Raw genomic sequence first — 26,050 nt, 5'->3', positions numbered from 1 at the left:
CCCGACGGTCGGGGCCCGCGGGAGCCGGAAGGGGCCGTGCGTCCGGCTACCGGCCCGGGCCGGTGATGCCCGGACGGGCCTCCGGGGCGCCGAGCAGCCGCGCCGCCACGGGCCGGGCCGCCTCGGCCCGGGTCCCCTCGGGGTGGCGGTGCCGCCAGTACGGGTTGTCGAGCGGCAGCTTGGAACTGACCCGGCCGTACATCCCGAACGTGGCGATGACCAGGCCCATGACGAAGCTGAACAGGACGTTGGGGATCCGGAAGGCCAGCACGTTGGCCCCCGAGTCCAGCAGGGCGAGGTTGACGAAACCGCTCAGGACGAAGAGGGTGCCCACCACGATGTTGATCGTGGAGGCGGTGTTGCCGCCGACGACAGCCCCGACGATCAGCACCGCCGCGGTGACGATGGAGACCAGGCTGAGCAGGCCGTTGCTCGTCAGTCCGGCGACGTGCTCGCCGCTGGTGCTGAAGAACGCCAGGCCGTCCGCCAGGCCCAGGCAGCCGAAGACCAGCAGCATCACGCCGCACAGTCCGGCGCCGATCCGGTAGACGTTGGCGAGTCGGTGGTCGACGGGAAGCTCGTCGCGGAAGTCCATGACAGCGCTCCATTCGTGCCTCGGGGGTCGTTCCCCGTGATCCCACTCTCACCGGGGGGCGCGCCGGGCGGAAGTCGCATCGTCTGCGCACCGTTCGGCGCGCCGGGCCCGCCGGAGGGGGCCGAGGAGGTCGTCGAGGACTTCGGGCGGCAGCGCTCGACCCGGTCATCGGCTACAAGCCCTCCATCGAACTCGCACGGTGCGCGGTGGCGCAGCGGCGCCCGGTGCGCGAGGTCGCGGAGGAGGCGGGAGCGCGGTGGCGAGGACGGCGGACGGGGGCGGCACGTTCGACAGCGTCCTCGGCGAGGCGGCCGTCGGGCCGACCGGCGCCTCGCCGATCGGGACCGGCGTCTTCCGAGTCCGCCCCCGGACCGAAGGAGGCCGTTCGGGCCGCGCTCCGGTCCCCGACGGACGGCGGCTCGTACGGCGAGGTCCTCGACGCCTGCCGCGTGCCCGGCATCGCCGTTGCGCGGGCCACGACCAACGGCGCCCTCGACTGACGGCCGGACGCCGCGAAGGACCCGGGTCCGGCGCATCGCGCACCGGACCCGGGTCGGGCTCCGGGCCGGTCGGGCCCGGCCGTCGGCGGCGCTCAGCCGGTCTCGGCGGCGGCCGCGCGGCGGTCGAACCACGCACTGCGGTGGTCACCCGCCTCGCCGGCCGCCCCGCCCTCGTAGTGCGCGAGGGCCAGGCCGAGACCGAAGAAGGTCGGCGCCCACTCGCCGACGAAGATGCCCCAGCGGTCGGCCCGTTCGACGCCCGCCCGCTCGGCCTTCATCGACACCGCCCAGCTCAGCAGGGACAGCCCCACCGAGCCGAGCGCGGCCGCGTAGGCGTGCTCGCTGGTGACACCGGCTTCGTGCAGCTTGCGAACGATCATCATGGCGATCACTCCTCGTTCCGTCGGCCCCCGCCGACCACCGTGCGCGCGGCCGCCCCCGGCCGGAAGTCGCATCGATTGCGCACCGGCCGGACCACCGGCCCTTGAGCGAAGCTTTGCCAGGGCAACGTGCATTACATCTACTGGCAAGGCAGAAGTAGATGTAATTTCTGCTACGCACCCCTCCCCCACGGCGGTGCCCCACCCTCCCCCCACACCCAGGAGAGCTCCCATGCGCCCTGCCCCGTCCCGCCTCGGGTCCGCCAGATCGGCCACCCTGCTCGCGCTCGCCCTGACCGCCGCCGGGGCCGGCACCGTGGCCGCCCCGCAGGCGGCCCACGCCTCGGTGACCCGGATCCGGCTCGGCAGTTCCTCCGACGTCAGCCGCAGCTCGTGGAGCGGCCCCGCCTTCACCTTCAACGGCGACGGCGCCGTGGTGCCCGCCACCGCCGCCAAGGCGATCGCCGCCATCACCGGCGGGAGCGGCGGCATCGACGTCACGGTGCTCGCCGACTCCGCGTCCACCGGCAGCAGCCAGACCCCCGAGTGCGACGTGTTCATGGGGCTGTCCGGCGTCAACTCCTGCACCACCGACGTCGTCACCTCCGCCGCCGACGGCAACAACGCCCAGGTCAACATCGACGTGCGCAACGCCGAGTTCGTGTACTTCGCCGGCGGCAACCAGTGCGTCTACGCCTCCTGGAAGGGAACCTCGCTGCAGTCCTCCGTCCAGTCCGTCATCGCGAAGGGCGGTGGCTCGGGCGGCGGCAGCGCCGGCCACCACGTCAACAGCGCCGTCGTCTACGACGCCTGCACCGCGAGCACCGACTCCCCCACCGCGCTGGCCAACCCCTACGACCGCAGCGTCACCTTCACCACCGGCATGTTCGCCTGGCCCAACTACGCCGACACCGTCAACGACTCGCACTTCGTCACCCGCGACCGGATGGGCCGCACCATGGCCTTCGTCGCCCGCGCGGTCAAGGACGGCCTGACCACCTCCGGCAAGGCCTGGGGCGTGGGCGTCGAACAGGGCGGCGGCTCGCTGTTCCTGGACAGGAACGGCCTGGCCACCCTCTCCGGCTCGGACGCCTACGTCGTGCTCGGCGACCACCAGCCCGAACAGGCCATCCCCGGCAAGCCCCTCACCTACTCGAACTTCAAGATCTGGCACCTCACCGCCGGGCAGACCTTCGACTTCAAGAACCGCCCCACCTGCGGCTACTACACCCGCAGCGTGACCAACGGCACCCCCGACGCCAACCTCTACAACGGCACCCCGGTCGCCGACTGCGGCGGCGGTGGCGGCGGCACGGGCACCGGCTCCTCCTTCACCGAGACCGAGCCGAACGACGGCACCGGCACCGCGAACGACCTCACCGGCCTCGCCTACCCGGCCACCGTCACCGGCAGCATGAAGTCCACCTCGGACCGCGACTACTACAAGCTCTCCCTGGCCGCGGGCCAGACCGCCGCCGTCACCTGCACGGTCCCCGCCGCCTACGACGCGGACCTGTACTTCCTGAACGCGAACGGCAGCACCCTGACCCGCTCGGTCAACAACGGCAAGGGCGCGGGCGAGTCGCTGAGCTGGACGGCGACCAGCAGCGGCACCTACTACGCCGACCTGGAGGCGTACAGCGGCTCGGGCAGCGCGACCTACTCCTGCGGCATCACCAGGAGCTGACCGTGGGGCGGCGCGGCCCCGCCGCGCCGCCCGGTCCGAACCGCACGGGCACCCCCGGCGAGAACAGCACGCTCGCGGGCGGACCGGTGACCTCCACGCCGGCCGCCCGCAGCAGGGTCTCGTCGAGCTGCTCCACCTCCGCCTGGTGCAGCGGCCACGGCGGGTGCTCGACCGGCAGGTAGACCGTGCGGCCGGCGGTGCGGGTGTGCAGACCCCAGCGGGCGGTGAGGAACCCGGCGAGCGGGCCGGGCCGTTCCAGGCGCGGGCCGACCCGGGCGCGCAGCACGCACCGGGCGCCGCCCCCGGCTCCGCGCACCCGGGTGGCGAGGTGCAACGCGTCCCCGTCCGCCGTCCAGCGGGTCCGCGACCAGCGGTAGGGGAGGCCGAGCGCCGTCCGTGCCACCAGCACGGCGGACAGCCGCGGGCAGTCGAGCGAACGGAACACCACTCCGCGCCGGCCGTGCCCGTCGACGGAGTAGAGCCGGACGTTCACCTCGGGGAACGTCCCGAAGTACGGGAGGGGCGTGCGGCCGGGCCCCAGCCGCTCCATGGAGAACGCGACGAGCCCCACCCAGGTGGTGGCGTTGCGGACGTCGGGGAAGGTGCCGGGCGGCAGCAGGGGCGCGACCACGGCGGGGTGGACGGGCCAGTGCAGGAAGAGCACGTCGCGCCAGTCCTGGGACAGCAGCGTCGGGCGCACCGTCCGCGGGGCGAGGTCCGTCACCGGCTCGGGGCGCACGGGTCCTCCTTCCCCCGGGACGGACCGGCGCGCCCCGCCGTCCGCGCTGTCGGCGGCGTGCGGACGGCGGTGCCCGGGCGGGCGTCGGCGGCGGAGGTGTCCCGGTCGTCGACGGCCCGCTGGAGCAGGTCGAGGGCGGATTCCAGCGTGCGCGGACAGGCGAGTCGGGTCGGGTGCTCGTGGCGGTTCCACCCCGGTCCGGCGATGACGACCAGCGTGTCGAGCCGCGCACCGGCGGCGCCCCAGGAAGCGCGGCCGACCTCGCGCGCGAGGTGCGGGTCGGCGGTGGCGCGGTGCTGGGCCCACAGCAGCACCGCCGAGGGGCCGAGGCGGGTGACCGCGTCGAGGAGCGCCCGCGCGGGCACCGCGGCTCCCAGCATCCGGTACGGCAGGCCCCGCACCGCCATCCCGGCCGCCACGGCCTCCAGCGGGAGCGTGTGCTGCTCGCCCGGCATGGCGGCGATCAGCACCGGCGGTGCCTCCCGGAACCGCACCGGGGCGACGGCCGCGGTGCGCAGCGCGGCGGCGACGTGCCAGGAGAGCAGGTGCTCGACCTCGACGTACTGCTCGCCGTCGGCGGCCCACTTGCGGCCGGCCGCGCGCAGGGCGGGCATCATCACCTCGGTCCACGCCCGGACGGGTCCGAGCCCGTCCACGGCGGCGCGCAGGATCCCGGCCACCTCCGGGCCGTCGAGCCTGACCGCCGCGCGGGCGAGGCCGCGGCACTCGGGGCGGACGGTGCCGAGCGGCATGGCTCGGCTGCCGCCCGGGTGTGCGGCGTCGGCCGGCTCCGGGGCGGGACGGGGCGGGACGGGCTCGGCACCGGAGGCGGGCTCCGCCGGGCGCGGGCCGTCCTCGGGCGTCCGGTACGTGCCGGGCGCGGTGGAGCGCACCGCTTTCGCCGCCTCCGCCGGCGGGATGCCGCGGGCGGTCAGTCGGCACATCTCGTCCAGCCGGGAAACGTCCTCCGGTGACCACCGGCGGTGCCGGCCCGGCCCGCGGCGGGAGGGGCCGATGCCGTAGCGGCGCTCCCAGGAGCGGATCGTGGTGGGCGACACTCCCAGTCGGCGGGCGACCGTGCCGGTCGGCACGCCGAGGGGGGCATCGGCCTGGTCGGTTCCGTCGTCCACGGCGGGGCTCCTCACGGGTCGGGGCGGGTCGTCCTCCGGGTCGGGGCGGGTCGTAGCGCTCACCCGTCCCGCAGGGCGCCGTGCAGGCGCAGCAGGCCGCCCCGCATCCGGGACTTGACCGTGCCCAGCGGCAGCCCGAGGACGGCGGCGATCTGGCTCTGCGAGTAGCCGCCGTAGTAGGCCAGCACCAGTGCTTCGCGCTGGGCCGCGCTCAGGCCGGACAGGGCGCGGCGGACCCGGACCGCCTCCATGGTCCGCTCGACCGTCTCGGCCACGGGCTCCGGAGCCGTCCGGTCCTCCCGGACGACGCGCTGCTCGCGCTCGCAGGACGCGCGGACCGACCGGACGCGGTCCACGGCGCGCCGGTGGGCGATCGTGCAGGCCCAGGCGGCGACCGGGCCCCGCTCGGGCCGGTAGGACGGTGCCGAGCGCCACACCTCCAGGAGGGCTTCCTGGGCGACCTCCTCGGCCTGCGCGGGATCCCTGAGCACGCGCAGCGCGATGCCGTGGACGGTCGGCGCGAGTTCCTCGTAGAGGTCGCCGTACGCCTCCCGGTCGCCCCGGGCCGTCCGGTCCATCAGGGCTCGCAGCCGGTCGGCGCGCAGGGAGCGGGCGTCTCCGGGGAGGGGCCGCACGAGGGCGTGCAGGGGACTGGTTCGCATGGGTCGAACCTGCCGCCGATCGCCGCGGCCTTCCACTCGCAGTGCTCTTGCATCGTTTTCCCGCGGCTGCGCCGGACGGCCCGCGGTCAGGGGGCGGCGCTCCCGCGGACGGCCTCGGCCGCCAGCACCTCGGGGAGGTCGCCGAGGCGGTCGAGCCCTGCGACGGCGCGGGCGGTGCGGTGGTTGGCGGCCAGCAGGGCGCGGTGGCGGTGGACGAAGGCCCAGTACCCGGCGGTGAACGGGCAGGCGCGCTCCCCGGTGCGGTCGCCGGGGCGGTGGGGGCACGGGCGGCAGAGGTCGCCCATCCGGTCGAGGTAGGCGCCCCCGCAGGTGTAGGGCTTGGTGGTGACGGTGCCGCCGTCGGCGTACTGCGACATGCCGACCACGTTGGGGACCATCACCCAGTCGTAGCCGTCCACGAAGCTGCGGTGGAACCAGTCGGTGACCGCGGCCGGGTCGTACCCGTGCTGCAGGGCCCAGTTCCCGAGCACCATCAGCCGCGGGACGTGGTGGGTCCACCCGGTGTCCCGGACCTGGGCCAGCACGCCGGACAGGCAGCGGGCCCGCACCGCGTCCGCGTCCAGCTCGGCGAACCAGTCGGGCAGGGGTGCGCGGTGGCCGAGCGCGTTGCGGTGCCGGTGCTCCTCGCCGAGGTACCAGTACAGCTGCCAGACGTACTCGCGCCAGCCGGCCACCTGCCGGACGAACCCCTCGACGCTGTTGAGCGGCGCGCCCCCGGAGCGGTACGCGTCCTCGGCGCGGCGCACGCACTCCCCCGGATCGAGCAGGCCGAGGTTCAGCGGGACGGAGAGCAGGCTGTGCGCCATCCACGGGTCCGCCGCCAGGACGGCGTCCTCCCAGCGCCCGAAGTGGGGCAGGCGGGCGGTGGCGAAGTGCTCCAGCGCGCGCAGGGCCTCGGCCCGGGTGACGGCGAAGCGGCGGGGGCCGTCCCGTCCGACGAAGCGCACCTCGCCCGACCGCTCCCAGCGGTCGAGGTCGGCCCGCACCTGCTCGTCGATCTCGTCCTCCGCGGGCCACCGGGGCGGGGGCACGGGCAGGACGGGCTCCCCGCGCGGCGGCGGCTCCCGGTTGTCGGCGTCGAAGTTCCACCGCCCGCCGACGGGCTCCCCGGCGGGGTCCAGGAGCAGGTGCTCGGCCCGGCGGACCCGCCGGTAGAAGTCCTCCATCACCAGCCGCCGCCCGCCGAGGCCGTCGGCCCAGCGGCGGAAGTCCCCGAACCGGACCAGGAAGCCGCGCGGCGGGAGCACCTCCACCTGCGGCAGCGCGGTGACCAGGCCGAGCGCCGCCCGGGAGGTCGGGTGGCGGACCGTGACGGCGCGCTCCCCCACGGCCCGGCGCAGCCCCTCCCGGTAGGTCTCCGCCCGCACGTAGCGGGCCCGGTCGCCGAGTTCGGCGGCCCGGTGCCGCATCGCGGACAGCACCAGGTGGGCCTTGGCCCGGTGGAAGCGCCGACGGCGGAACACCGAGCGCGCCTCGACGATCACCACGGGCGCGTCGGGATCCGGGCCGGACCCGCACGGCTCCAGGAAGTGCGGGCCGAGCTGGTCCCCGAAGAGCCAGTGCGGCCGGGGCCCGCTCACCGGGCCGCCCCCGCGCCGTCGGCCCGGGCCCCGGAGGGGACGGCCCGGCCGGGGTGGCGGTCCACGGGAAACTCGTCACGGAAGGCCATGAGGGCCCCCTCCTTCGACAGGGGAGGCGGGCGCCTCCGCCCCCACTGTCGGCGCCCGGTCGGCCGGGGAGAAGTCGCACCGCTCCCGCAGCGGTCACCGGCCGCAGCCGTTCCACGGCCGGGGTCCGGGGGGCGGGGGTGGCCGCGTACGGGTCCCGGTCCTCGGGCCGGGCCTGCGGCGGCGGGGCGCCGACCGTCACCTCGACGGGCGAGCCGGCCGCCGACAGACGAGACCGGCCCCGCGTGGTGCCTGCAGGTGTCCGCGTCGACCTTCGCGCCGAGGCTGCGGGTGGAGGACGGAGCGGTCCGGGTACGGCGGACGAGCAGTACCGACATGTACCTGTCGACCCCGTACCCATCCGCGGAACCCCGCCCTCCGACCCGCGCTTGTGTGTCTCCTGCTGCCTCAAGCACCTGCGGCGCGGCGGCGTCGACGGCGTCAGTCCGGTCCGGTCCGCGCGGCGCGCCCCCCTTCACCGGGCCGGGTCCGGGCTCTCTTCGCGCGGGGCCGCGAGCCGGGGCGGCCGGGGCTGCAGGGCGGCCGGGTGGGGGCCGTGGCGGGGGTCGAGCTCGTGGAGGATCTGCCGGGTCTCGTCCGTGATCGAGCCGTGCAGGGACCAGACGGCGGGGTCGCGGTCGGTGCGGCAGAGCGTCTCGGCGGCCGCCGCGTGGTGGTCGCGGCCGCGTTCCAGGGCCGCCGTCAGGTCGTCGGTGTGCCCGGGCTCGCGGACGTGGTCGCGCTGGATCCGGGCGAGGACGTCGAGCGCGTCGCCGACGGCCGCCAGGACGTCGGCGAGCGGCCGCACCCGTTCGCGCGCGTCGGTGAAGGCTTCTGTCCCGCGCGGGAGTTGGCGCTCGCCGCGGGCCAGGTCGTCGAGGCCGCGGAGCACCGACCCCAGCTGGTCGCAGACGTGGCCGAGGCAGGTCAGCCCTTCGCCCAGCGGCCCGAGCGCGACCGCCGGGTCGGTCTGCCGGCGCAGCCGCCGGGGGTTGAGCCGGATGCCCTCCTCGGCCTGGGCGGCCGTCTCCCGGGCCCGGTCGAGTTCGCGGGCGGCCGCCTCCACCCGGCGCAGCCAGCCGTCGGAGGTCCGCTCGTCCCAGCCCTCGCGCAGGCCGCGGGCGGTGTCGTGGGCGATGTCGGCGAGTCGGTGGGCGACCCGCGCGGCCCGGTGCGCGGCGTGGCCCACGTAGGTGGGGGCGCCGCGACCAGGTTGACCAGGACGCCGGAGGCGACGCCGACCAGGGTGTCCCAGATCCGGACGGGGGCGTACGGGGCGCCGGTGCTGAGCACGAGCAGGACGGTGACCGGCACCTCGGTGGCCTGCTCCCCCAGGCGCAGCAGCTTCCCCAGGCCCAGGCAGACGCCGACGGCCAGGCCGATGCTGGCGAAGTTCGCCCCGGCCAGGCGCAGCAGGCCGAGGGCGGCCAGTGCCCCGAGCACGACGCCGCCGGTCTGCCGCAGGCCCTGCGCCAGGGTGCGGAACACCGTGAGCTGGACGGTCAGCAGCGCCGCCAGCGGCGCGAGGACGGGCTGTTCGTCCTCCCCCAGCAGGATGACCGCGGCCTCCCAGGCCAGTGCGCAGGCCACCGCGACCCGGGCGGTCTGCACGACCGACTCGCGGTGCGACCGGAGCGCGCGCACGGGGTGGCGCAGCGCGTCCCCGGCGGCCCGCCACCCGTCGGCCGCTCTGCGGCGCCACGACGCCGCCGGGCCGGGGGCGGTCACGGCAGGTCGGGCATCGGGGCGAGCTGGGCGGTGCAGAAGGCGCACCGGATCGCCCGGGCGGGGATCGCGGACAGGCACTCGGGGCAGTCCCGCTTGGGCGCCTGGACGTCCTGGTGCGGGGCGAAGCGCTCGTGCAGCTTGTTGAACGGCAGCACGACCACGAAGTAGAGCACCAGCGCGGTGAGCAGGAGGGTGATCGCGGCGTCGATGAACCCGCCGTACGGGAACTCCACCCCGTGGACCTTGACGGTCCGGCGGCTGAAGTCGCCCACCGCGCCGGTGGCGAGGCCGACCAGCGGGGTGAGGAAGGCCCGGACCAGTGCGGTCACGACGCCGGAGAACGCCGCCCCGATCACCACGCCCACGGCCAGGTCGACGACGTTGCCCCGCAGGACGAAACCCCGGAAACCCTTCACTGACGTTCATCCTCCCCGTTCGTCTGCGCCCGCGCGGGCCTGATCGGGGGCACCGCCGCAGGACGGTCCGCGTGCGGTCCGCGTCCGGTGCGCCCGGCGGCCTTCTGCCCGGTACGCCCCTGCGCATGCCGCCTCCGACCGGCACCGCTCGGCCACCGCCCCGCGCCGACCGCCGCTGGACCACCCGCCCTCGGACCCCGTGCGTCCGATGGCCTGCCGGCGGACGCCCTGACGGCTTGACGGCTTCCGGCCGGTGGCCCCGCAGGAAGGCGTCGACGTGCCGACCGTACGCTGTCGGGCATGACCGATGATCAGATGACCGCTGCTGACGCCTTCGCCGCCCTGCTCGCCGGCAACCGCCGCTTCACCGACGGCACTCCCCTGCACCCCAACCAGGACGCCGCCCGGCGGGCCGAGACCGCCCCCTCCCAGCGTCCGTTCGCGGTCCTGCTGGGCTGTTCGGACTCCCGGCTCGCCGCCGAGATCATCTTCGACCGCGGCCTGGGCGACCTGTTCGTGGTCCGCACCGCCGGGCACGTCCTGGGCGCCGAGGCCCTGGGCAGCATCGAGTACGGGGTCGCCCTGCTCGACTGCCCGCTGGTCGTCGTCCTCGGCCACGACTCCTGCGGGGCGGTCGCCGCGGCCCGGGGAGCGGTGGAGGAGGGCGCCGCCTACCACGGGTACGTCCGCGACCTGGTCGAACGCGTCACCCCCAGCGTGCTGGCGGCGCGCAGCGCCGGGCGCACCGGCGACCACGACTTCATCGACGTCCACGTGGAGCAGACCGTCGACGTGCTGCTGGAGCGCTCCCGGGTGCTGGCCGACGCCGTCGCGGCGGGACGCACCGCCGTGGTGGGCCTGTCCTACCAGCTCTCCGACGGCGCCGCCCGCCTGGTCACCGCCCGCGGCCTGGAGGACCTGTCGGTCTGATCCGCCGGACCGGCCCGCCCCGCCCCCGCGGACGCCGGCGGCGGGGGCGGTACCGGGACGGTCGTGGGGTCGGCTCCCGGTCCCGGCCCGCGCCCGTTCCTCAGACGGTGAGCAGGGCCGGGTCGGCGGCCTTGTCGGTGGTCAGGAAGCCGTCGGGAACGGGGTGCTGGCCCAGCACGTAGGTGAGGATGGCGGCGTGCACGGCCTCGACGGGGGCGATGGTGGCCGCCGTGGCGATGCCGCCGGGGCTGGTGAGGTGGTGGGTCGCGAAGAGGTAGGTCTGCGCGGCCTGGTCCTCCAACTGGAGGGCGAGCTTGGCGACGTCGCCGACGGTGGTCGCCTTGCCGAGGGCCTCCAGGGTGGCGGGCTGGTTGGACAGCGGCACGCCGGTGATGGCGGGCTTGCCCGCACCGGTCAGGTCGACGGCGCCGGACCGCATCGCGGGCAGGGTGGCGCGGTGCGCCTCCGCCGTGTCCCGGGTGAGGCGGGACCCTCTTCCTACCGGGCGTCCAGCGCGGCCAGGGCGGAGCGGGCGAGCGGTGCCTGGAGGGGGTTGAACCGCGGGTCGGTGTCCAGGGCCTGCGACAGGTCGGTGCGGGCCTCGGCGGTCCGGCCGAGGGCGCGCTCGATCTCGCCGCGGTGGTAGTGGAACAGGGCGTTGCGCCAGCCGTGGGCGAGGGCGAATTCGGCGTGGTCGAGGGCTTCGCGGTCGGCGCCGGTGCGGTGCAGGGCCCAGGCGAGGGCGTCGGCGACCAGGACCTGGTGGCGGCGGTCCCACTCGGCGCGCAGCAGCCGGACGGCCGTGGCGGGGTCGCCGTGGTCGGCCTCGAACTGGCCGAGCGTCAGGTCGTCGACGACGCCGTTCGCGGCGGCGAGGTCGGCTTCGGCGCGCAGCAGCCGGTACTGCTCGGCGGCCTGCGCGGTGTGACCGAGGGATTCGTGGAGTTCGCCGAGTTCGAGGAGGTACTGGGGCAGCGGCACCTTCGCGGCGGCCTGCGCGTAGTGGGTGAGGGCCTCGTCGGTGCGGCCGAGGGCGGCCTCGGCCCGGGCCTGTCCGGCCAGGGCGGCGGTGTGGGCGGGGTCGGCGGCCAGGGCGCGCCGGTAGCCGTCGAGGGCGTCGGCGGTGCGGCCGGCGTTCCGGTCGAGTTCGGCGATCTGGTAGTGGCAGAACGCCTTGTCGGCGGGGTCGTAGGCGTCGGCGAGGGCGCGTTGCAGGGCGGTGCGGGCGTCTTCGGGGCGGCCGTGCTGTTCGAGGTCGTAGGCGGCGCGGGTGAAGGACGCGGTGCCCGGGTGCAGGTCGAGCAGGTGCTGGGCGGCGTCGGTGGCGCCGGTGTCGTCGCCGAGCTGGGTGCGGGCGTCGGTGAGGACGGCCCACGCCTGCCAGTGCAGCGGCGCGCTGTCGAGGGCGCGCTGCGCGTGGTCGGCGGCTTCGGCGAACAGGTGGCGGGCGTTGGCGAGGGCGCCGAGGCCGGTGAGTGCGTCGGTGTTGCCGGTGGGGGCGAGGGTGAGCGAGCGGTGCAGGGCCTCGTCGGCCTTCGGGTAGTACGAGGCGTCGGCGGTCAGCCGGGCCTGTTCGACGTACTCGCCACCGAGCCGGGCCCAGGCCGCGGCGTCGTCGGGGCGGGCCCGGAGGTGCTGCCGGTCGGTACTGATCGCGGCGGCGAGGGCGCCGCCCGGCGGAGGTGCGCTCGGACGGGCGGGCACCGTGGGGGCCGGGGGCGGCGGGCTGGTCAGCCCGCCGGCCGCGGCGAGGGCGCCGCACACCAGGGCGGTGGCGAGGACGAGGGGGAGACGGCGCACGGGAGTTGGTTCCTCGGTCGGCGGCGCGGCCGGCGGCGGCCCCGGGCCGGGGCCGCCGCACGGGTGGTCACTTCTGGTTGACGGCCTTGTCGTAGGGCAGGGCCAGGTACGGGAAGGTCGCGGCGAACGGCTTGCCGGGCCCGTTGACCTTGTCGCCGGCGGCGAGGGCCTGGACGAACTTGCCGGGGGTGGCGCCCTCGACGACCTGCAGGGCGATGTCGACGACGTCGTCGCCGAGGCGGCGGCCGTTGGGGAAGCCCTGGAAGTCGCCGTTGAGGACGCCGAGGCGGTCCGGCTTCGGGGTCACCGGGGTGGACATGTTCAGCCGCAGCTCCTCGGCGGGGACGAACCGGTTCGGGTCGATGTCCCGGTTCATCAGCTGGGAGTTGAGGTCGACGGCGAGCGGGCCGTTCGCGGCCTTGGCGATGCCGGTGAGGAAGATCTCCTGCAGGTCGGTGCGCGGCGCGGCGGGCGCGGGCAGGCCGTAGATCGCCTGGACGAGCTTGGGCACCTCGGGGTCGAGGACCTTGGCGACCACGGCGGGCTGGTTGTGGTCCTCGGACGGGGGCAGCGCGTTGAACGCGTCCTTCAGCCCGGCCGGGACGACGACCTCGTTGACCAGCGGGTTGCCCAGCCGGGAGACCTGCACGTAGTCGCCGACCGGGTCGGCCTTGCCGGGGCTGAGCCTCATGCTCTGCTTCTCGGTGCTCGACCAGACGCCGATGACGGGGTTGCGGGCGGGGTCGCCCTTGTAGGCGAGGCGGCTCTTGGGGATCTGCAGGGCGACGGAGTTGACGTTGTAGCCGGCCAGGGTGTTCTGGCCGACCTCGGAGAGGTTGCCGCCGTACAGCAGGTCGAAGACCCGCAGGTCGAGGAAGAACGGGTCGGCGGCCTGGGTGGCCACCGTCTGTCCGCCGCCCGGGAGTTGGACGGTGGCCTGCTGCCGCAGCCGCCCGTAGTCGGGCATCGAGGCCCGGCCGGTGTCGGACGGGGCGACCTGGCCGTGTTCGACCAGGGTCACCGGGTCGCAGTTCGGGTGGAGCTCCTGGAGCGTGTAGTACTGGCGCAAGCGCAGGGTGTCGTCGGTGAGGTTGTTCACCGGGCCCTTGTCGTAGAGGAAGGTGTCGGTGCCGCGCAGGTCCTCGGTGTGGAAGGTCCAGCGGTAGGTCAGGTCGGGGTGCCCGGTGCCCTGCGAGTCGATGTTGACGTCGTAGTGCGCGCCGTCCGCCCACGGGTAGAAGTTCGGTCCGCCGTTGGGCTCCTGGAACGGCAGCCAGTTGGCGATCAGGGTGACCGTGTCGGGGTTGTCGGGGCTGGTGAAGGCGTACACGTCGGTGTTGTCGACCTGCGGGTCGGCGGCGATCAGCGGCGCCTCGCGGTGGCTGGACGCCGAGGACGTCCCGGCGCCGGTGCCGAGCAGGGTGGTGCCGGCCATGCCGAGGGCGAGGGCGGTGAGGACCGCGGCCGTGCGGGCGGCGGAGCCGCGACCCGTGGATCGACGAAGAAGGCTCATCAAGGAGTCTCCGATTTCCTTGTCAGGAACGGTCGTTCGCATCCGTGGCGGATGCGGGACGTACGGATGTCGTGCGGCGGGTCGGCCGACACGTACTGTCCTCCGCCCTCGGACGTGGTTCGCCGCGAACGGGCTCCTGGCGTGCCGCGATCACCCTTGCGGCCCAGCGCGGTCACCCGTCCGGCCGGACGGGGCGGCCGCGCCGGTGGACACCGTGGACGGACGGCCGAGACAGTGTGCGGGCACCAGCGCCGAAACCCTGCCGCGCCGCCAGCCCGCACGGGGCACCCGCGCCCACCGCCGTTCCGCACTCCGGAGGCACCGCGTGGCAGTCCACCACACCCTGACCCGTGCCGGGGCCGCGCTCGCCGCGGCCCTCGCCCTCACCGCCCTGGCCGCGCCCGCCGCCCGGGCCCACCCGCTCGGCAACTTCTCGGTCAACCACTACCTCGGACTCACCGTCGGGGCCGGGGGCGTCGAAGCCCTCGCCGTCACCGACCTGGCCGAGATCCCCACCCTCCAGGAGCAGCCCGCCGCCGACACCGACCGCGACGGCACCGTCGGCGCCACCGAACGGGCCGCCTGGGCGACCGGCCGGTGCGACGAAGCCGCCCACCGGATCCGGCTCACCACCGACGGCACCGTCCTCGCCTGGACGGTCGCCTCGGCCGCGTTCGACTACCAGGACGGTGCGGCCGGACTGCGCACCGGCCGTCTCGAATGCCGCCTGCACGCCGAGCGTCAACTCGCCCGGGACGGCGCGGACTTCCGGATCGAGACCGGTGCCGACCCCAGCCGGGTCGGCTGGAACGAGATCACCGTCCGGGGCGACGGCGCCGTCCTCGACCGCTCCGACGTCCCCGCCGAGTCCGTCAGCCACGAACTGCGCGACTACCCGCGGGACTTGCTCGACGCCCCCGAAGGCGTCACCGCCGCGACCTTCCACGCCCGACCCGGCACCGGCACCGGGCCCGCCGCACGGAGCGGGGCGGTGACGGCCGGCCGCACGGACAGCCGGCTGGCCGCCCTCGAAGCCCGGCTCACCGCGCTCGGCACCGCCCGCCACCTGACCCTGCCGCTCGGCCTGCTCGCCGTCCTGCTCTCGATCGTCCTCGGCGCGGGCCACGCCCTGCTCCCCGGGCACGGCAAGACCGTCATGGCCGCCTACCTGGCCGGGAAACGCGGCCGACCGCGCGACGCGCTCACCGTCGGCGCCACCGTCACCCTCACCCACACCGCCGGCGTACTGGCCACCGGCCTGCTGCTCACCGCCTTCTCCTCCCTCGCGGGCGACCGCCTGCTGGCCCGCCTGGGCACCGTCAGCGGCGCGCTCGTCCTGCTCGTCGGCGCACTGCTCCTGCGGGACGCCCTGCGCTCCCGGCGCGACCGGAGCGGGAGCGCCCCGGCCACGGAGAGCGTCGACCGGCGCAGGCTCGAAGCGCGGCCCGTCCCCGTCGGGGCGGCCGTCCACTCCGCCGCCGCCCACACCGGCCCCCACCGTCCTCACCACCCCCGGCACGATGACGACGAACAGCACGAACACGACCACGAGCACGGCCACGACCACGACCACGGGCACGGCCATGACCACGGGCACGGGCACGGGCACCACCACGGCCCGCTCGGTCACCACCACGGCCCGCTCGGTCACCACCACGGCCACGGCCGGGCCGCCCGAACGGACCGGCGCCGGCTGATCGGACTGGGCGTCGCCGGCGGCCTGGTGCCGAGTCCCTCCGCACTGCTGGTGCTGCTCGGCGCCGTCGCCCTCGGCCGGACGGTCTTCGGCGTGACCCTGGTGCTCGCCTACGGAGTCGGCATGGCCGCCACCCTGACCGGAGCCGGCCTGCTGCTGGTCGGACTCGGCCACCGACTGGGCCCGCTCGCCACCCGCCCGGCGCTCGCCCGGCTGCGCGTGCTGGCCCCCTACGGCGCCGTGCTGACCGCGCTGCTGGTCCTCGCCGTCGGTACGGGCATGGTGCTGCGCAGCCTGCCGTCCGCCCTCTGACGCCGTCCCAGGAGAACGCCCGTGTCCACTCGTCCGGCGGCGATCGCCCGACTGCTCGTCCTCTCGGCCGCACCGGTCCTGTTCCTGGCCGGATGCGCCGGCCCGCCCCGGGGCGACCTCGACCCCCAGCCCGCCACCCCCTCCCCCACCTGCCTCGTCCACCAGTCCCACGAGCCCGCCGACCGCTACACCGCGGGCCGGGACGCCGACACCGTCGCGGTGCTGGAGGTGATGCGCTACTACACCGCCAACGGCCGCACCCCCTACTGCGACGGGAAGCCGCCCACCGCCACGGACCGCGCCTGGCAGCAGCTCTACACCCGCCTCGGCGGCGACCCGGCCCACCTCTGACCAGGCCCTGCGCACCCCCCGTTGAGCCGATCGGGTGAACGTCGTCGACCGGCACCAAGCCGATGCGCGTCCCCCCGCGAATGCCGGGTGTGCGCGAAGCCAGGGTCGGCCATCTCGCGCACCGCGGGGACGGGACCCTCCGGCTGGCACCACGGGTCCCGTCCCCGCCCGTTCGAGACCGGGTCACGTCACGCAATGCCCGGGCCCGGCTCCCGGCTCAGATCCAGGCCCAGGCCCAGGCTCCGCGGCCGGTGGCGTCACGGCGTGTCCGGGGGGAGGTCCGGCAGCGGCTCCCCCGCGAGGATCGCCGTGACCGAGCGGGCCGCCAGGCGCTGCCAGGCGCCGGCGCCGCTGATCATGGCGTGCCCGCCGCGGGGCATCGCGACGAACCGCACGTCGGCTCCCGCACGCCGGGCCCGGGCCGCGAAGGCGCGGGAGCCCTCCGCGCTGGTGACGCGGTCGGACGGGTCGTGGAGGACGGCGAGGCGTCTGCCGCGCAGGTGTTCCACCGGGTCGGCGGGTTGGCACCACGGCGCCAGCAGGACGGCGCCGAGCACCTGGGGGTGGCCGGCGACGGCGAGCGCCGCCCGTCCGCCCATGGAGTGCCCGAGCAGCACGACCTTCGCCCCGGGCGCCCGGGACGCGATCTCCCGCAGGGCCCGGCGCGCATCGGCGGCGGGGTGCGCGTGGCCGCCGTTCCAGCCCCGGTAGCGGTACTTCACCTCGACCACCGTGAGCGGCGGGTCGGCGGCCAGCCGGCGGACCGCCGCGCCGAAGGCCCGCATCCGGAGCCTGGCCAGCCCCAGGCGGGGCTGGCGGGCGAGGCTCTCCGCCCTGCCTCCGTGCAGGACGAGCAGCACGGACCGGGTGTCGGCGGGGAGGTGGGCGGCGTGCGCGGGCATGGGACTCTTCTTCTCGGCGGTCTGCGCACCGGTTCGCGTCCGGAGCGGCTGTCGGGGCGTCAGTTCCCGTTCCAATCTGCGGGCCTGACGGTCTCCTCGGCATCGCCGGGGCGGCGGGCGAGGAGCTGGTCGACGCCCATCCGTCCCTCGGCGAAGGCCAGCGAACTCCCGGCCAGGTAGAGCTCCCACAGCCGCACCGTGGGCCGGCCGACCAGGGCGTCGAAGCGGTCCCGGTGCTGGCTCAGGTTGGCCCGCCAGGCGTCGATGGTGCGGGCGTAGTGCGGGCGCATCGCCTCGGCGTGCAGCACCTCCAGGCCGGCCGCCTCGATCAGGTCGACGGTCTGCCCGAGCGGGCGCATGTGCATGTCGGGGGCGATGTACGCCTCGATGAACGCACCGCCGCCGGGGGCGGCGGCCCCGCGCGACATCTGCTGGACCAGGAGCCGGCCGCCGGGGCGCAGCAGCCCGTGCAGGCGGGCGGCGAAGTCGGGGTACTGGTCCCTGCCGACGTGTTCGCCCATCTCCACGCAGCTGACGGCGTCGTAGGCGTCCGCGGCGATCTCCCGGTAGTCGCAGCGGCGGACGTCGACCAGGTCCGCGACCCCGGCCTCGGCCACCAGGGCGCGGGCGTGTTCGTGCTGGCGAGCGGAGAGGGTGACGGCGGTGACCCGGGCGCCGTGGTGGCGGGCGGCGTGCCGGGCGAGCGCGCCCCAGCCGCAGCCGATGTCGAGCAGGCGGGCGCCGGGGCGCAGGTCGAGCTTGCGGCAGATCAGGTCGAACTTGGCTTCCTGGGCGGCCTGCAGGGGCTGGTCGTCCGAGGTGTAGTAGGCGCACGAGTAGGCCATCGCCGGTCCGAGCAGCAGGGCGTAGAACTCGTTCGACAGGTCGTAGTGGTGGCTGATCACCGCCCGGTCGCGGCCCCGGCTGTGCAGGGCGCCGCGGACCTTCGCCCGGCCGCCGGGGCGGGGCGGCGGCGGCCCGACCAGGCCGAGCCGGGCGGCCGCGGCCAGCAGCGCCGGCCAGTCGCGGAGGGCCGGGCGCCCGACCGTCCGACCGGCGAGGCCCTGCCGGACGTCGGACAGCGCCTCGGCGAGGTCGCCCTCGACGTCGAGCTCCCCGCTGATCCAGGCGTCGGCCAGGCCGAGTTCGCCCGGCTGCCACAGCAGCCTGCGCAGCGCCCGACGGTGCCGGACCAGCACCCGCGGCCCGTCCGCCGGACCCGTCGTCGAACCGTCCCACAGGCGCAGGCCGAAGGGCGGCGGGCCGGCGAACACCTCGTGCAGGACGGGTTCGAGCACCTCGGCGGCGCTCGTCCGCGCCGCTCTCCGCTGTCCCGGTACCGGGGTGCTACGGGTCGTGGGTTCGGTGTTCATGGTTCCCCTCCGCCGGGCGGGGCCGGGACGCGGCCTCGGTGTCGTCTGCTCCCCGGATTCGGAACCGCGCCTCCCGCGGATCGGTCGTGCTTCGCCGTCGGCCGCCCGCCGGGGCGTTCACCGCACCCGCCCCGCGGGTCGTGTCACTCGGCGCCGGGAACCGGACCTGACGCGGGACGGGTGCGAGCGGTCAGCCGCAGTGGACCCCGCCGTAGGTGCTGCCGGCCGCCTCGTGGCCGTTGTACGTGACCCGGCCCCTGACGCTGATGCAGTGGCCGGCCGCCGACAGCGAGACCGGCCCCGCGTAGTACTTGTAGGTGTCCGCGTCGACCTTCACGTCGTCGAGGCTGCAGGTGGAGGACGGGGAGGTCTGGGTACAGCGGGCGAGCATCACCGACATGTACTTGGCCACCCCGTACCCGCCCGCACTGGTGGCGACGGTGACGGCGCAGTTCTTGCCGGTGGACGAGTCGTAGTAGAGGTGGACGGCGCCGTACATGGTGGAGCCGTACGTCACGGAGTAGGTGTCGATCTCGTTGCCCGCGCAACCCCACTCTCCGGCCGACGCGGTGGGGGCGCCCACGGTGAGGCCCGCTGCGGCGATGCCGAAGGCGGCCAGGGTGGATGCGATCTTACGGCGCATGACTCGTCCTGTTCTCAGATCGAATGGAACCGCGCCAGTGTAGTGATGTTGACCGAACGTCAGTTCTGCCGGCGGCCGGAACGCGCGACGGTCGGCGGCCACCCCGCGCGATGCCCGGCTCGCCGCCGAACCGGGACCAGGACGCGCACTCGGCCGTGATCGAGGGGTGCGGGCGCTCGGCGGTGCGGCGCCGACCCCCGAGGAGATCGTGCGCGGGCGCTGGACGCCGAGGTCGTGGCACCGGCCGAGCCCGGCGCGTCGCACCGCCCGGCGCCACCGCGCGGGAACGGACCCGCCGAATGGCCGACCGGGCCGCCCGGAATTCGTTCGACGGCACACGATCGGCTCGCCGAAAGGCTTCGGAAGGCCGATGTCCGCTGGCAGCAGTGGGGCGGGCTGGTTACGTTGGGCCCCGGGCCGATGACACCGTGCGATCGGCTCCGTCCGCACCGGAGGAGCCCGAGCGGTCGAGCGCGCACACAGCCACGGCCGCGCCCGCGCGAAGCAGGGCCGCGGGCGCTTCGGCCGCCGGGACGGCACCCGCGGTCCGGCGCGGCGGACTCCCGCCGGGAGCCCCGGAGCACGAGGGCTTCCGCGACGCCCCGGACGTCGGGCCCTGTCGGCACAACCACGAGGAGGCAGCACACCGATGAGCAGCGCTGACGAATGGACGGTCGGCCGTTACCTGGCGACCAGGCTGGAGCAGTTGGGCATCCGCCACGTCTTCGGCGTGCCGGGCGACCTGCTCGGCCCGTTCCTGACGATCATGCAGGAGACCACGGCGGTGCGCTGGGTCGGCACCCCCACCGAGCTGGGGGCCGGCTACGCCGCCGACGCCTACGCCCGGGTGCGGCTCGCCGACGCCGGCGCCGACCAGCCCGAACAGGGCGTCGCCGCCGTGGCGGTGACGTACAGCGTGGGCGCGTTCAACCTGCTCAACGCGGTCGGCGGCGCGTACGTCGAGGACGTCCCGCTGATCGCGATCAACGGGGCGCCGTCCTACGAGCAGTGGCTCAACTTCCAGGCGGTGGGCCTGCTCACCACCCACATGAGCCCGCGTCGGGAGAGCAACCTGGAGGTCTACCGGCAGGTCACGGTGGACGCGCAGGTGCTCTCCAACCCGGGGTTGGCCCCCTCGCAGATCGACAGCGCGATCACCGCCTGCCTGACCGAGCGCAAGCCGGTCTACCTGGAGGTCATGGAGGACCTCTGGCACGCGCCCTGCGACGCCCCGCAGGGCCGGCTCCGGGCGCACGAGCGGCCGTTCACCGAGCGGAACCAGGAGATCCTGGACAAGGCCGTCGCGGCGGCGGCGGAGCTGATCACGAGGCTCGGCACGCCGATCGTCTGGGCGGGCGAGGAGCTCGTGCGCCGCCGGCTGGAGCGGGAACTGCTGGAGTTCGTCGAGGCCACCGAGATGCAGTTCTGCACCACGGTGGGCGCCAAGTCCGTGGTCTCCGAACGGCATCCGCGGTTCGCCGGCGTCTACAACGGCAAGGCGAGCCTGCCGGAGATCCGCGAGACCTTCAAGAACGCGGGCTGCCGGATCGGCCTGGGGACGTGGTCCACGTCCAAGAACCTCAACGGCGAGCAGTCCATCGGCGACGACTGGATCGTGGCGGCGCGCGGCGGCGTCAGCGTCGGCGCCCTGTACTTCCCGGACGTCCAACTCGGCCACTTCGTCCCGGCGTTGCAGACCGCGCTGGCGGGCCGGACGTTCCCCGCCGACCACTTCGCGCTGGCCCGCGAGGCGGGCCTGGACGTCCCGGCCACCACCGCCGAGTTCCTGGACTCGCTGAGCTCCGCGCACCCGGACGGGACCGAACTGACCTACGACGGCTTCTTCGAGCGCGTCAACCACTTCCTGGAGCACCAGGCCACCGGCGGCGACCCGCAGGCCCCCTCGCCCTTCACGGTGGTCTCCGACGCGGCGTTCGCCCTGCTCGGCTCGATGAACCTGCGGATCACCGAACGGGCCGGCTACCTGGCGCAGAACAGCTGGCTGTCCATCGGCTACTCCGTCGGCGCGGCCACCGGCGCGGCGCTGGGCCGGCAGCAACCGCTCAAGCGCCCGCTGGTCTTCGTCGGCGACGGCTCCTTCCAGGAGATCTGCCAGGAACTGTCCACCCACGTCCGGCACCACCTGCGGCCGGTGGTCTTCGTCCTCGACAACGAGGGCTTCTACGGCATCGAGCAGATGCTGGTCAGCCCCTGCTACTACAAGGGCAGGCCGTCCGACGGGGCCGACTTCTACAACGTGCTGCACCCGTGGCGCTACGAGAAGCTGGCGGAGGTCTTCGGCTCCGAGAAGGACCCGATGCACGGCTTCGAGCTCAGCACCCACGCCGAGCTCGACTCCCTCCTCGCCGACCTCGCCGACCCCGACAACGACCTCAACCGCGCCCCGGTCCTGGCCCGCGTCCGCCTCAGCCGGCACGACTACCCCAGGGCCCTCCAGTACAAGGTCGACGAGAACTGCCCCTGACCGCCGCCCGCGCGGGCGGGCTCCGGGTCCGCCCGCGCGGACGGGCTCCGGGTCCGCCCGGGAGGAGGGGCTCCGGGCCCGCCCGCGCGGGGCGTGAAAGTTCCACGCACGGCTCCGCGCGGCCGGGCCTCCCCCCGGCACCGGTGGGCCCGAATCCGAGGCCCTGCAAGTTACTTGACGCCGCGTAGGCGGAGATCGGACATCCACCCGGTGCCTTGACACCCAGGTCACCTCACGCTTTCGTGGGAGCGCTCCCATGCAGTTGACCCAGGTCAACTGTCCCCACCATGGAACGCGGAGGCCCCCCTTGTCCCCCCACTCGCAGTTCAGAAGCAGACTGCTCGGCCTGGCGCTGTCGGCCGCGCTCGCCCTCCCGGCGGCGGCGGTCCTGCAACCGGGCGCCGCCCAGGCGGCCGAGACCGGTACGGCCCAGGTCTACCAGGCCGAGGACGGCACGCTGAACGGCGTCGCCGTCGGCACGTCGGTCACCGGCTTCCAGGGCACCGGCTACGTCGAGGGCTTCGACCAGTCGAGCGACAGCCTGACGGTCACCGTGCCCGACAGCCCCGGCGGCCTCTACAGCCTGTCGGTCCGCTACGCCGGGCCGTACGGCGACAAGAAGGCGAACCTGCTGGTCAACGGCGGCGGCGTGGGGGAGGTCTCGCTCCCCGCCACCACCAGCTGGGCGGACGCCACCGCCGGCAACGTGCTCCTCAAGGCCGGCACCAACACCGTGACGATCAGCAACGACTGGGGCTGGTACCTGATCGACTCGATCTCCCTCACCCCGGCCCCGGCCCGCCCGCCGCACGCCGTCACCGGCGAACTGACCGACCCCCAGGCCACGCCCGAGGCCAAGTCGCTGATGAAGTACCTGACGGCGAACTACGGCAAGAACATCCTCAGCGGCCAGCAGGACGCCGCCCACGAGCAGTGGATCGAGACCAACGTCGGCAAGGCCCCGGCCGTCGAGGGCCTGGACATGATGGACTACACCCCCAGCCGGGTGGAGCGCGGCACCACCGGCCAGGACACCGACAACGCCATCGCCTGGGACAAGCGCGGCGGCATCGTCGCCTTCTGCTGGCACTGGAACGCCCCCAGCGGCCTGATCGACCAGCCCGGCAAGGAGTGGTGGCGCGGCTTCTACACCGACTCCACCACCTTCGACGTCCAGGCGGCCCTGGCCGACCCGGCCTCGAACGACTACAAGCTGCTGCTGCGCGACATCGACGCCATCTCCGTCCAGCTCAAGCGCCTGCAGGACGCGGGCGTGCCGGTCATCTGGCGGCCGCTGCACGAGGCCGAGGGCGGATGGTTCTGGTGGGGCGCCAAGGGACCGGAGTCGGCCAAGGCCCTCTACCGGCTGGTGCACGACCGGCTCACCAAGGTCGACGGCATCCACAACCTGATCTGGCAGTGGAACTCCGTGGACCCGGCCTGGTACCCCGGTGACGACGTGGTCGACATGGTCAGCGCCGACTCCTACCCCACCGCCGGCGACCACGGCCCGGTGGCCCTCACCTACGACCGCGAACTGGCGCTGACCGGCGACACCAAGGTCGCCGCCCTGTCGGAGGTCGGCACCGTCCCGGACCCCGACCTGCTGCGCGCCTACCGGGCCGACTGGTCGTACTTCGTGGCCTGGTCCGGCTTCGAGCAGGACGGCAACAACAACTCGCTGGACTTCCTCAAGCGGGTGTACGACGACCCGTACGTCATCACCCTCGACGAACTCGGCGACTTCAAGCACACCGGCGGCAGCACGGGCGGCGACACGACCGCGCCCACCGCGCCCACCGGCCTGAAGGGCACCGCGACGGCCGCCACCGTGACGCTGTCCTGGACCGCCTCGACCGACGACACCGGGGTCACCGGCTACGACGTCTACCGCGGCGGCAGCAAGGTCGCCGCCGTCACCGGCACCTCGTACACGGACACCGGCCTGACCCCCGGCACCGCCTACGGCTACACCGTCAAGGCCCGCGACGCCGCCGGCAACACCTCCGCCGCCTCCGCCCCGGTCACCGTCACCACCACCGGCACCACCGTGCCGGGCGACAAGGGGTGCACCGCGACCTACACCGTCACCAGCGACTGGGGCAGCGGCTTCACCGCCGACGTGAAGGTCAAGGCCGGCACCGCCGCGATCACCTCCTGGAAGGTCACCTGGACCTACGGCGGCGACCAGAAGGTCACCAACGCCTGGAACGCCACCGCCACCCAGACCGGAGCGTCGGTCTCCGCCGTCAACATGGGCTACAACGGCTCCGTCGCCGCGGGAGGCAGCGCCTCCTTCGGCTTCCAGGGCACCCGCACCGGCACCAACACCGCACCGACGCTCACCTGCACCGCGAGCTGAACCCGCCCCCTCCGGCACCGCCCCACCGGCAACCGCGGCCAGCGGCCGGTGGCGCGGTGCCGGAGCCCGCGCCCGGGCCGACCGGGAAAGTGCCCGCCCGGAACGAATCCGCCCGGGCGCTGAGCCGGCACGGCATCGCCTGTCAGCTCGTCGGCCAGGCCCTCGACCTCCGCCGCGACCAGCGGCCGTACCACCCGGTCGAACTCCCCTGAGGCGGGGCGGTCCGGCCGTCCGGCGAAGCGGGTCGGTCCGGCTCCGTCGGGCCCAGGGCGGGCCAGGACGCTCGCCCCGGCCCCGGCCCCGGCCCAGACTTCGGCTCCGGACTCGGCCCAGACTTCGGCTCCGGCTCAGACTTCGGCCCCGGCTCCGGTGCCGCGCTCCGAGCCGGGCAGGAAGAGCGCGGCGACCGCACCCAGCGCGCAGATGCCGAGCGTCCACCAGAACGCGGTGGCGAAGGCGGCCGTCAGGGGCGCCGCGAGTTCGGGCGAGGTGGCCGCCGAGGCGCCGGTGCCGCCCGCGCCGAGCCGGTCGGTGATCTGCTGCTGGACCACCACCGCGAGCAGGGCGGTGCCCGCCGACCCGCCGAGCTGGATGGAGGCGATCAGGGCGGAGGCGGCCCGGCCGGTGTGCTCCGGCGCCACCGCACCGAAGCCGGCGGACAGCGCCGGGGCCAGCGTGGTGCCGAGGCCGACGCCCCGGACCAGCAGCGAGACGACCAGCAGCGCGGTGTCCTTGCCCGGATCGGCCTGGGTGTAGGCGACGGTGCCGAGCACCGAGACCACCATGCCGGCCAGGACCACCGTGCGCGGTCCGAACCGGGCCGCGAGCCGGCCCACCACCGGCAGGACCAGCACGGTGCCGACGCCCTGCGGGGCCAGCAGCAGCCCGGATTCCCAGGCGCTGCGGCCGCCGGCCTGCTGGAAGAAGAGCGGCAGCAGGAACATCGCGCCGTAGACCGAGGCGCCGAACAGGAAGGCGCCCGCCACCGAGGCGCCGAACCGGCCGGTGGTGAACAGCCGGACGTCGACCAGCGGGACGTCGGCGGTGCGCAGGGCGTGCACGACGTACCCGGCGACCATGGCGACGCCGACCAGCAGCGGCAGCCAGACCGCGGCCGAGCCGGTGCCGCCGCTGTCCGCCATCCGGGAGAACCCGAGCAGCAGGGCGGCGAGGCCCGGCGGCAGCAGGGCCAGCCCGGTGACGTCGAGCCGGGAGGCGGCCCGCTCGGGGCGCGGCGGGTCGGCGGGCAGCACGAAGTGCGCCGTCACGGCGCAGAGCAGGCCGAGCGGCACGTTGAACCAGAACAGCCACTGCCAGGTCAGGTGGTCGATCAGCAGGCCGCCGACCATCGGGCCGAAGACCGGGGCCAGCGTGATCGGGATCTGGACGAGGCTCATCACCGTGGTGGCCCGCTTCGGACCGGCCGCGGTGGCCAGCAGGGTCAGCATGATCGGCTCGAACATGGCCGCGCCGAAGCCCTGGACGACCCGGGCGCCGATCAGCACGCCGATCGAGGGCGCGAGGGCGGCCGCCGCGCAACCGACGGTGTAGACCGCCAGGGCGGCCTGCCACAGGGCCTTCGAGCCGAAGCGTTCCATCGCCCAGCCCGCCACCGGGATGGCCACGGCCAGTGCCAGCAGGTAACCGGTGCTGACCCACTGGACGGTGGAGAGCGGGCTGGAGAACTCCTCGGACAGCCTGCCCGTGCCGACCGCGACGATCGTCGTGCTCAGCAGGGCGAGGACGGCGCCCAGCGCCAGCGTGGACCCCAGGGCGAGCAGGCCGGGCTGCCCGCCGTCGGCCTCCTCGACGACCGGTGTCGGGCCGGTGCCGTCGATGCCGTCGATGCGGTCGGTGTGGAGGTCGATGTCGGGCGCGGTCGCCGACCTGGTCTCTTCCATCAGTGTCTTTCCGTCACTCTCGTCGTCGCCGACCGCACTGCGGCCGGACAGGTGGGTGTCGGTCGTGCCGGTCGCCCCGCCGGCGCGGGCATGCCGGTGGAACCGACGGACCGCGGACCGCGGGTCCGCCGCTAGTGCCGCGTCAGGCGACCTTTGCCGTGCAGGAGCGGCGTCCGGTGCGTGCTGTCGGCGTGCCGGACGGAAGCCCTCGTACTGGATGTACTCGGGTTTTCGGCCGGTGCGGCGAGAGTGCGTGC

22 protein-coding genes and 1 pseudogene are annotated in these 26,050 nt (G+C 75.0%); 7 read left to right on the top strand and 16 right to left on the bottom strand.

The window, feature by feature from the left end; genetic code table 11:
- Positions 1-46: 46 nt before the first annotated feature.
- Together ACWEO5_RS29635 and ACWEO5_RS29630 are read right to left on the bottom strand one after the other, a co-directional pair.
- Positions 47-595: a DUF4383 domain-containing protein gene (locus tag ACWEO5_RS29635; RefSeq protein WP_452165268.1), complete on the bottom strand. Its 549-nt coding sequence runs from the start codon at positions 593-595 to the stop codon at positions 47-49.
- Between the two features lie 592 nt (positions 596-1,187).
- The gene (locus ACWEO5_RS29630) at positions 1,188-1,475 is read right to left on the bottom strand and encodes a hypothetical protein (protein WP_452165269.1); all 288 of its coding nucleotides are present in this window, start codon (positions 1,473-1,475) and stop codon (positions 1,188-1,190) included.
- A 232-nt stretch (positions 1,476-1,707) separates the two neighbouring features.
- Between ACWEO5_RS29630 and ACWEO5_RS29625 the strand changes: the two genes are divergently transcribed.
- Positions 1,708-3,162 (top strand): pre-peptidase C-terminal domain-containing protein, encoded by a 1,455-nt coding sequence (locus ACWEO5_RS29625; RefSeq protein WP_452165267.1) that lies wholly within the window; start codon positions 1,708-1,710, stop codon positions 3,160-3,162.
- Here the strand turns inward: ACWEO5_RS29625 and ACWEO5_RS29620 are convergent.
- The 7 genes and pseudogenes from ACWEO5_RS29620 to mscL all read right to left on the bottom strand — a co-directional run bounded on the left by ACWEO5_RS29620 (position 3,149) and on the right by mscL (position 9,525).
- Positions 3,149-3,901: a YqjF family protein gene (locus ACWEO5_RS29620; RefSeq protein ID WP_452165266.1), complete on the bottom strand. Its 753-nt coding sequence runs from the start codon at positions 3,899-3,901 to the stop codon at positions 3,149-3,151. The genes ACWEO5_RS29625 and ACWEO5_RS29620 overlap by 14 nt on opposite strands.
- On the bottom strand, positions 3,883-5,031 hold the full coding sequence (locus ACWEO5_RS29615) for a MerR family transcriptional regulator (RefSeq protein WP_452165265.1): 1,149 nt from the start codon (positions 5,029-5,031) through the stop codon (positions 3,883-3,885). The genes ACWEO5_RS29620 and ACWEO5_RS29615 overlap by 19 nt, the downstream gene beginning before the upstream one ends.
- 59 nt (positions 5,032-5,090) lie before the next feature.
- Positions 5,091-5,693 (bottom strand): sigma-70 family RNA polymerase sigma factor, encoded by a 603-nt coding sequence (locus ACWEO5_RS29610; RefSeq protein WP_452165264.1) that lies wholly within the window; start codon positions 5,691-5,693, stop codon positions 5,091-5,093.
- Positions 5,694-5,779: 86 nt separating this feature from the next.
- Positions 5,780-7,294, bottom strand: coding sequence for a cryptochrome/photolyase family protein (locus ACWEO5_RS29605; RefSeq protein ID WP_452165263.1), 1,515 nt, complete (start codon positions 7,292-7,294; stop codon positions 5,780-5,782).
- Positions 7,295-7,856: 562 nt separating this feature from the next.
- Positions 7,857-8,570, bottom strand: a complete 714-nt coding sequence (locus ACWEO5_RS29600; RefSeq protein ID WP_452165270.1) for a hypothetical protein — start codon at positions 8,568-8,570, stop codon at positions 7,857-7,859.
- Positions 8,571-8,599: 29 nt separating this feature from the next.
- Positions 8,600-8,992, bottom strand: a pseudogene (locus tag ACWEO5_RS29595) (aromatic acid exporter family protein); the annotation flags it as partial.
- A 113-nt stretch (positions 8,993-9,105) separates the two neighbouring features.
- On the bottom strand, positions 9,106-9,525 hold the full coding sequence (mscL, locus tag ACWEO5_RS29590) for a large conductance mechanosensitive channel protein MscL (RefSeq protein ID WP_452165262.1): 420 nt from the start codon (positions 9,523-9,525) through the stop codon (positions 9,106-9,108).
- A 300-nt stretch (positions 9,526-9,825) separates the two neighbouring features.
- Here mscL and ACWEO5_RS29585 point away from each other — a divergent pair, with 300 nt between their 5' ends.
- Positions 9,826-10,455 carry a carbonic anhydrase gene (locus tag ACWEO5_RS29585; protein WP_452165261.1) on the top strand — a complete coding sequence of 210 codons (630 nt, stop codon included), beginning with the start codon at positions 9,826-9,828 and terminating at the stop codon, positions 10,453-10,455.
- Positions 10,456-10,555: 100 nt separating this feature from the next.
- Here ACWEO5_RS29585 and ACWEO5_RS29580 read toward each other — a convergent pair whose 3' ends face one another.
- From ACWEO5_RS29580 to ACWEO5_RS29570, 3 genes are all read right to left on the bottom strand, one after another.
- Complete coding sequence (locus tag ACWEO5_RS29580; protein ID WP_452165260.1) at positions 10,556-10,894, bottom strand: ferritin-like domain-containing protein; 339 nt, start codon at positions 10,892-10,894, stop codon at positions 10,556-10,558.
- A gap of 59 nt (positions 10,895-10,953) precedes the next feature.
- Positions 10,954-12,255, bottom strand: a complete 1,302-nt coding sequence (locus tag ACWEO5_RS29575) for a tetratricopeptide repeat protein (protein WP_452165259.1) — start codon at positions 12,253-12,255, stop codon at positions 10,954-10,956.
- Positions 12,256-12,322: 67 nt separating this feature from the next.
- Positions 12,323-13,768, bottom strand: coding sequence for a DUF4331 domain-containing protein (locus ACWEO5_RS29570; protein ID WP_452165258.1), 1,446 nt, complete (start codon positions 13,766-13,768; stop codon positions 12,323-12,325).
- Between the two features lie 325 nt (positions 13,769-14,093).
- Between ACWEO5_RS29570 and ACWEO5_RS29565 the strand changes: the two genes are divergently transcribed.
- Complete coding sequence (locus tag ACWEO5_RS29565) at positions 14,094-15,776, top strand: nickel/cobalt transporter (RefSeq protein WP_452165257.1); 1,683 nt, start codon at positions 14,094-14,096, stop codon at positions 15,774-15,776.
- A 21-nt stretch (positions 15,777-15,797) separates the two neighbouring features.
- Positions 15,798-16,127: a hypothetical protein gene (locus tag ACWEO5_RS29560; protein WP_452165256.1), complete on the top strand. Its 330-nt coding sequence runs from the start codon at positions 15,798-15,800 to the stop codon at positions 16,125-16,127.
- 257 nt (positions 16,128-16,384) lie between these two features.
- Here ACWEO5_RS29560 and ACWEO5_RS29555 read toward each other — a convergent pair whose 3' ends face one another.
- The 3 genes from ACWEO5_RS29555 to ACWEO5_RS29545 all read right to left on the bottom strand — a co-directional run bounded on the left by ACWEO5_RS29555 (position 16,385) and on the right by ACWEO5_RS29545 (position 19,045).
- A complete protein-coding gene (locus ACWEO5_RS29555; protein WP_452165255.1) occupies positions 16,385-17,029 on the bottom strand; it encodes an alpha/beta fold hydrolase in 645 nt (214 codons plus the stop codon).
- A gap of 59 nt (positions 17,030-17,088) precedes the next feature.
- Entirely contained in the window at positions 17,089-18,402 is a 1,314-nt protein-coding gene (locus ACWEO5_RS29550) for a class I SAM-dependent methyltransferase (RefSeq protein ID WP_452165254.1), read from the bottom strand.
- Positions 18,403-18,592: 190 nt separating this feature from the next.
- Positions 18,593-19,045, bottom strand: a complete 453-nt coding sequence (locus ACWEO5_RS29545) for a hypothetical protein (protein WP_452165253.1) — start codon at positions 19,043-19,045, stop codon at positions 18,593-18,595.
- 649 nt (positions 19,046-19,694) lie between these two features.
- Here ACWEO5_RS29545 and ACWEO5_RS29540 point away from each other — a divergent pair.
- The 3 genes from ACWEO5_RS29540 (at position 19,695) to ACWEO5_RS29530 (ending at position 24,104) form a co-directional block, all read left to right on the top strand.
- Positions 19,695-21,530, top strand: coding sequence for an alpha-keto acid decarboxylase family protein (locus tag ACWEO5_RS29540; RefSeq protein ID WP_452165252.1), 1,836 nt, complete (start codon positions 19,695-19,697; stop codon positions 21,528-21,530).
- Between the two features lie 307 nt (positions 21,531-21,837).
- Positions 21,838-23,892, top strand: coding sequence for a glycosyl hydrolase (locus ACWEO5_RS29535; RefSeq protein WP_452165251.1), 2,055 nt, complete (start codon positions 21,838-21,840; stop codon positions 23,890-23,892).
- Positions 23,893-23,981: 89 nt separating this feature from the next.
- The gene (locus ACWEO5_RS29530) at positions 23,982-24,104 is read left to right on the top strand and encodes a hypothetical protein (RefSeq protein ID WP_452165250.1); all 123 of its coding nucleotides are present in this window, start codon (positions 23,982-23,984) and stop codon (positions 24,102-24,104) included.
- 135 nt (positions 24,105-24,239) lie between these two features.
- Here ACWEO5_RS29530 and ACWEO5_RS29525 read toward each other — a convergent pair whose 3' ends face one another.
- Positions 24,240-25,793, bottom strand: a complete 1,554-nt coding sequence (locus ACWEO5_RS29525) for an MDR family MFS transporter (protein ID WP_452165249.1) — start codon at positions 25,791-25,793, stop codon at positions 24,240-24,242.
- Positions 25,794-26,050 lie beyond the last annotated feature (257 nt).

This window comes from Kitasatospora sp. NPDC004272 (genome assembly GCF_053603035.1).
The sequence above is the reverse complement of the archived record's forward strand: the minus strand, read 5'-3'. Positions and strand labels throughout refer to the sequence as shown.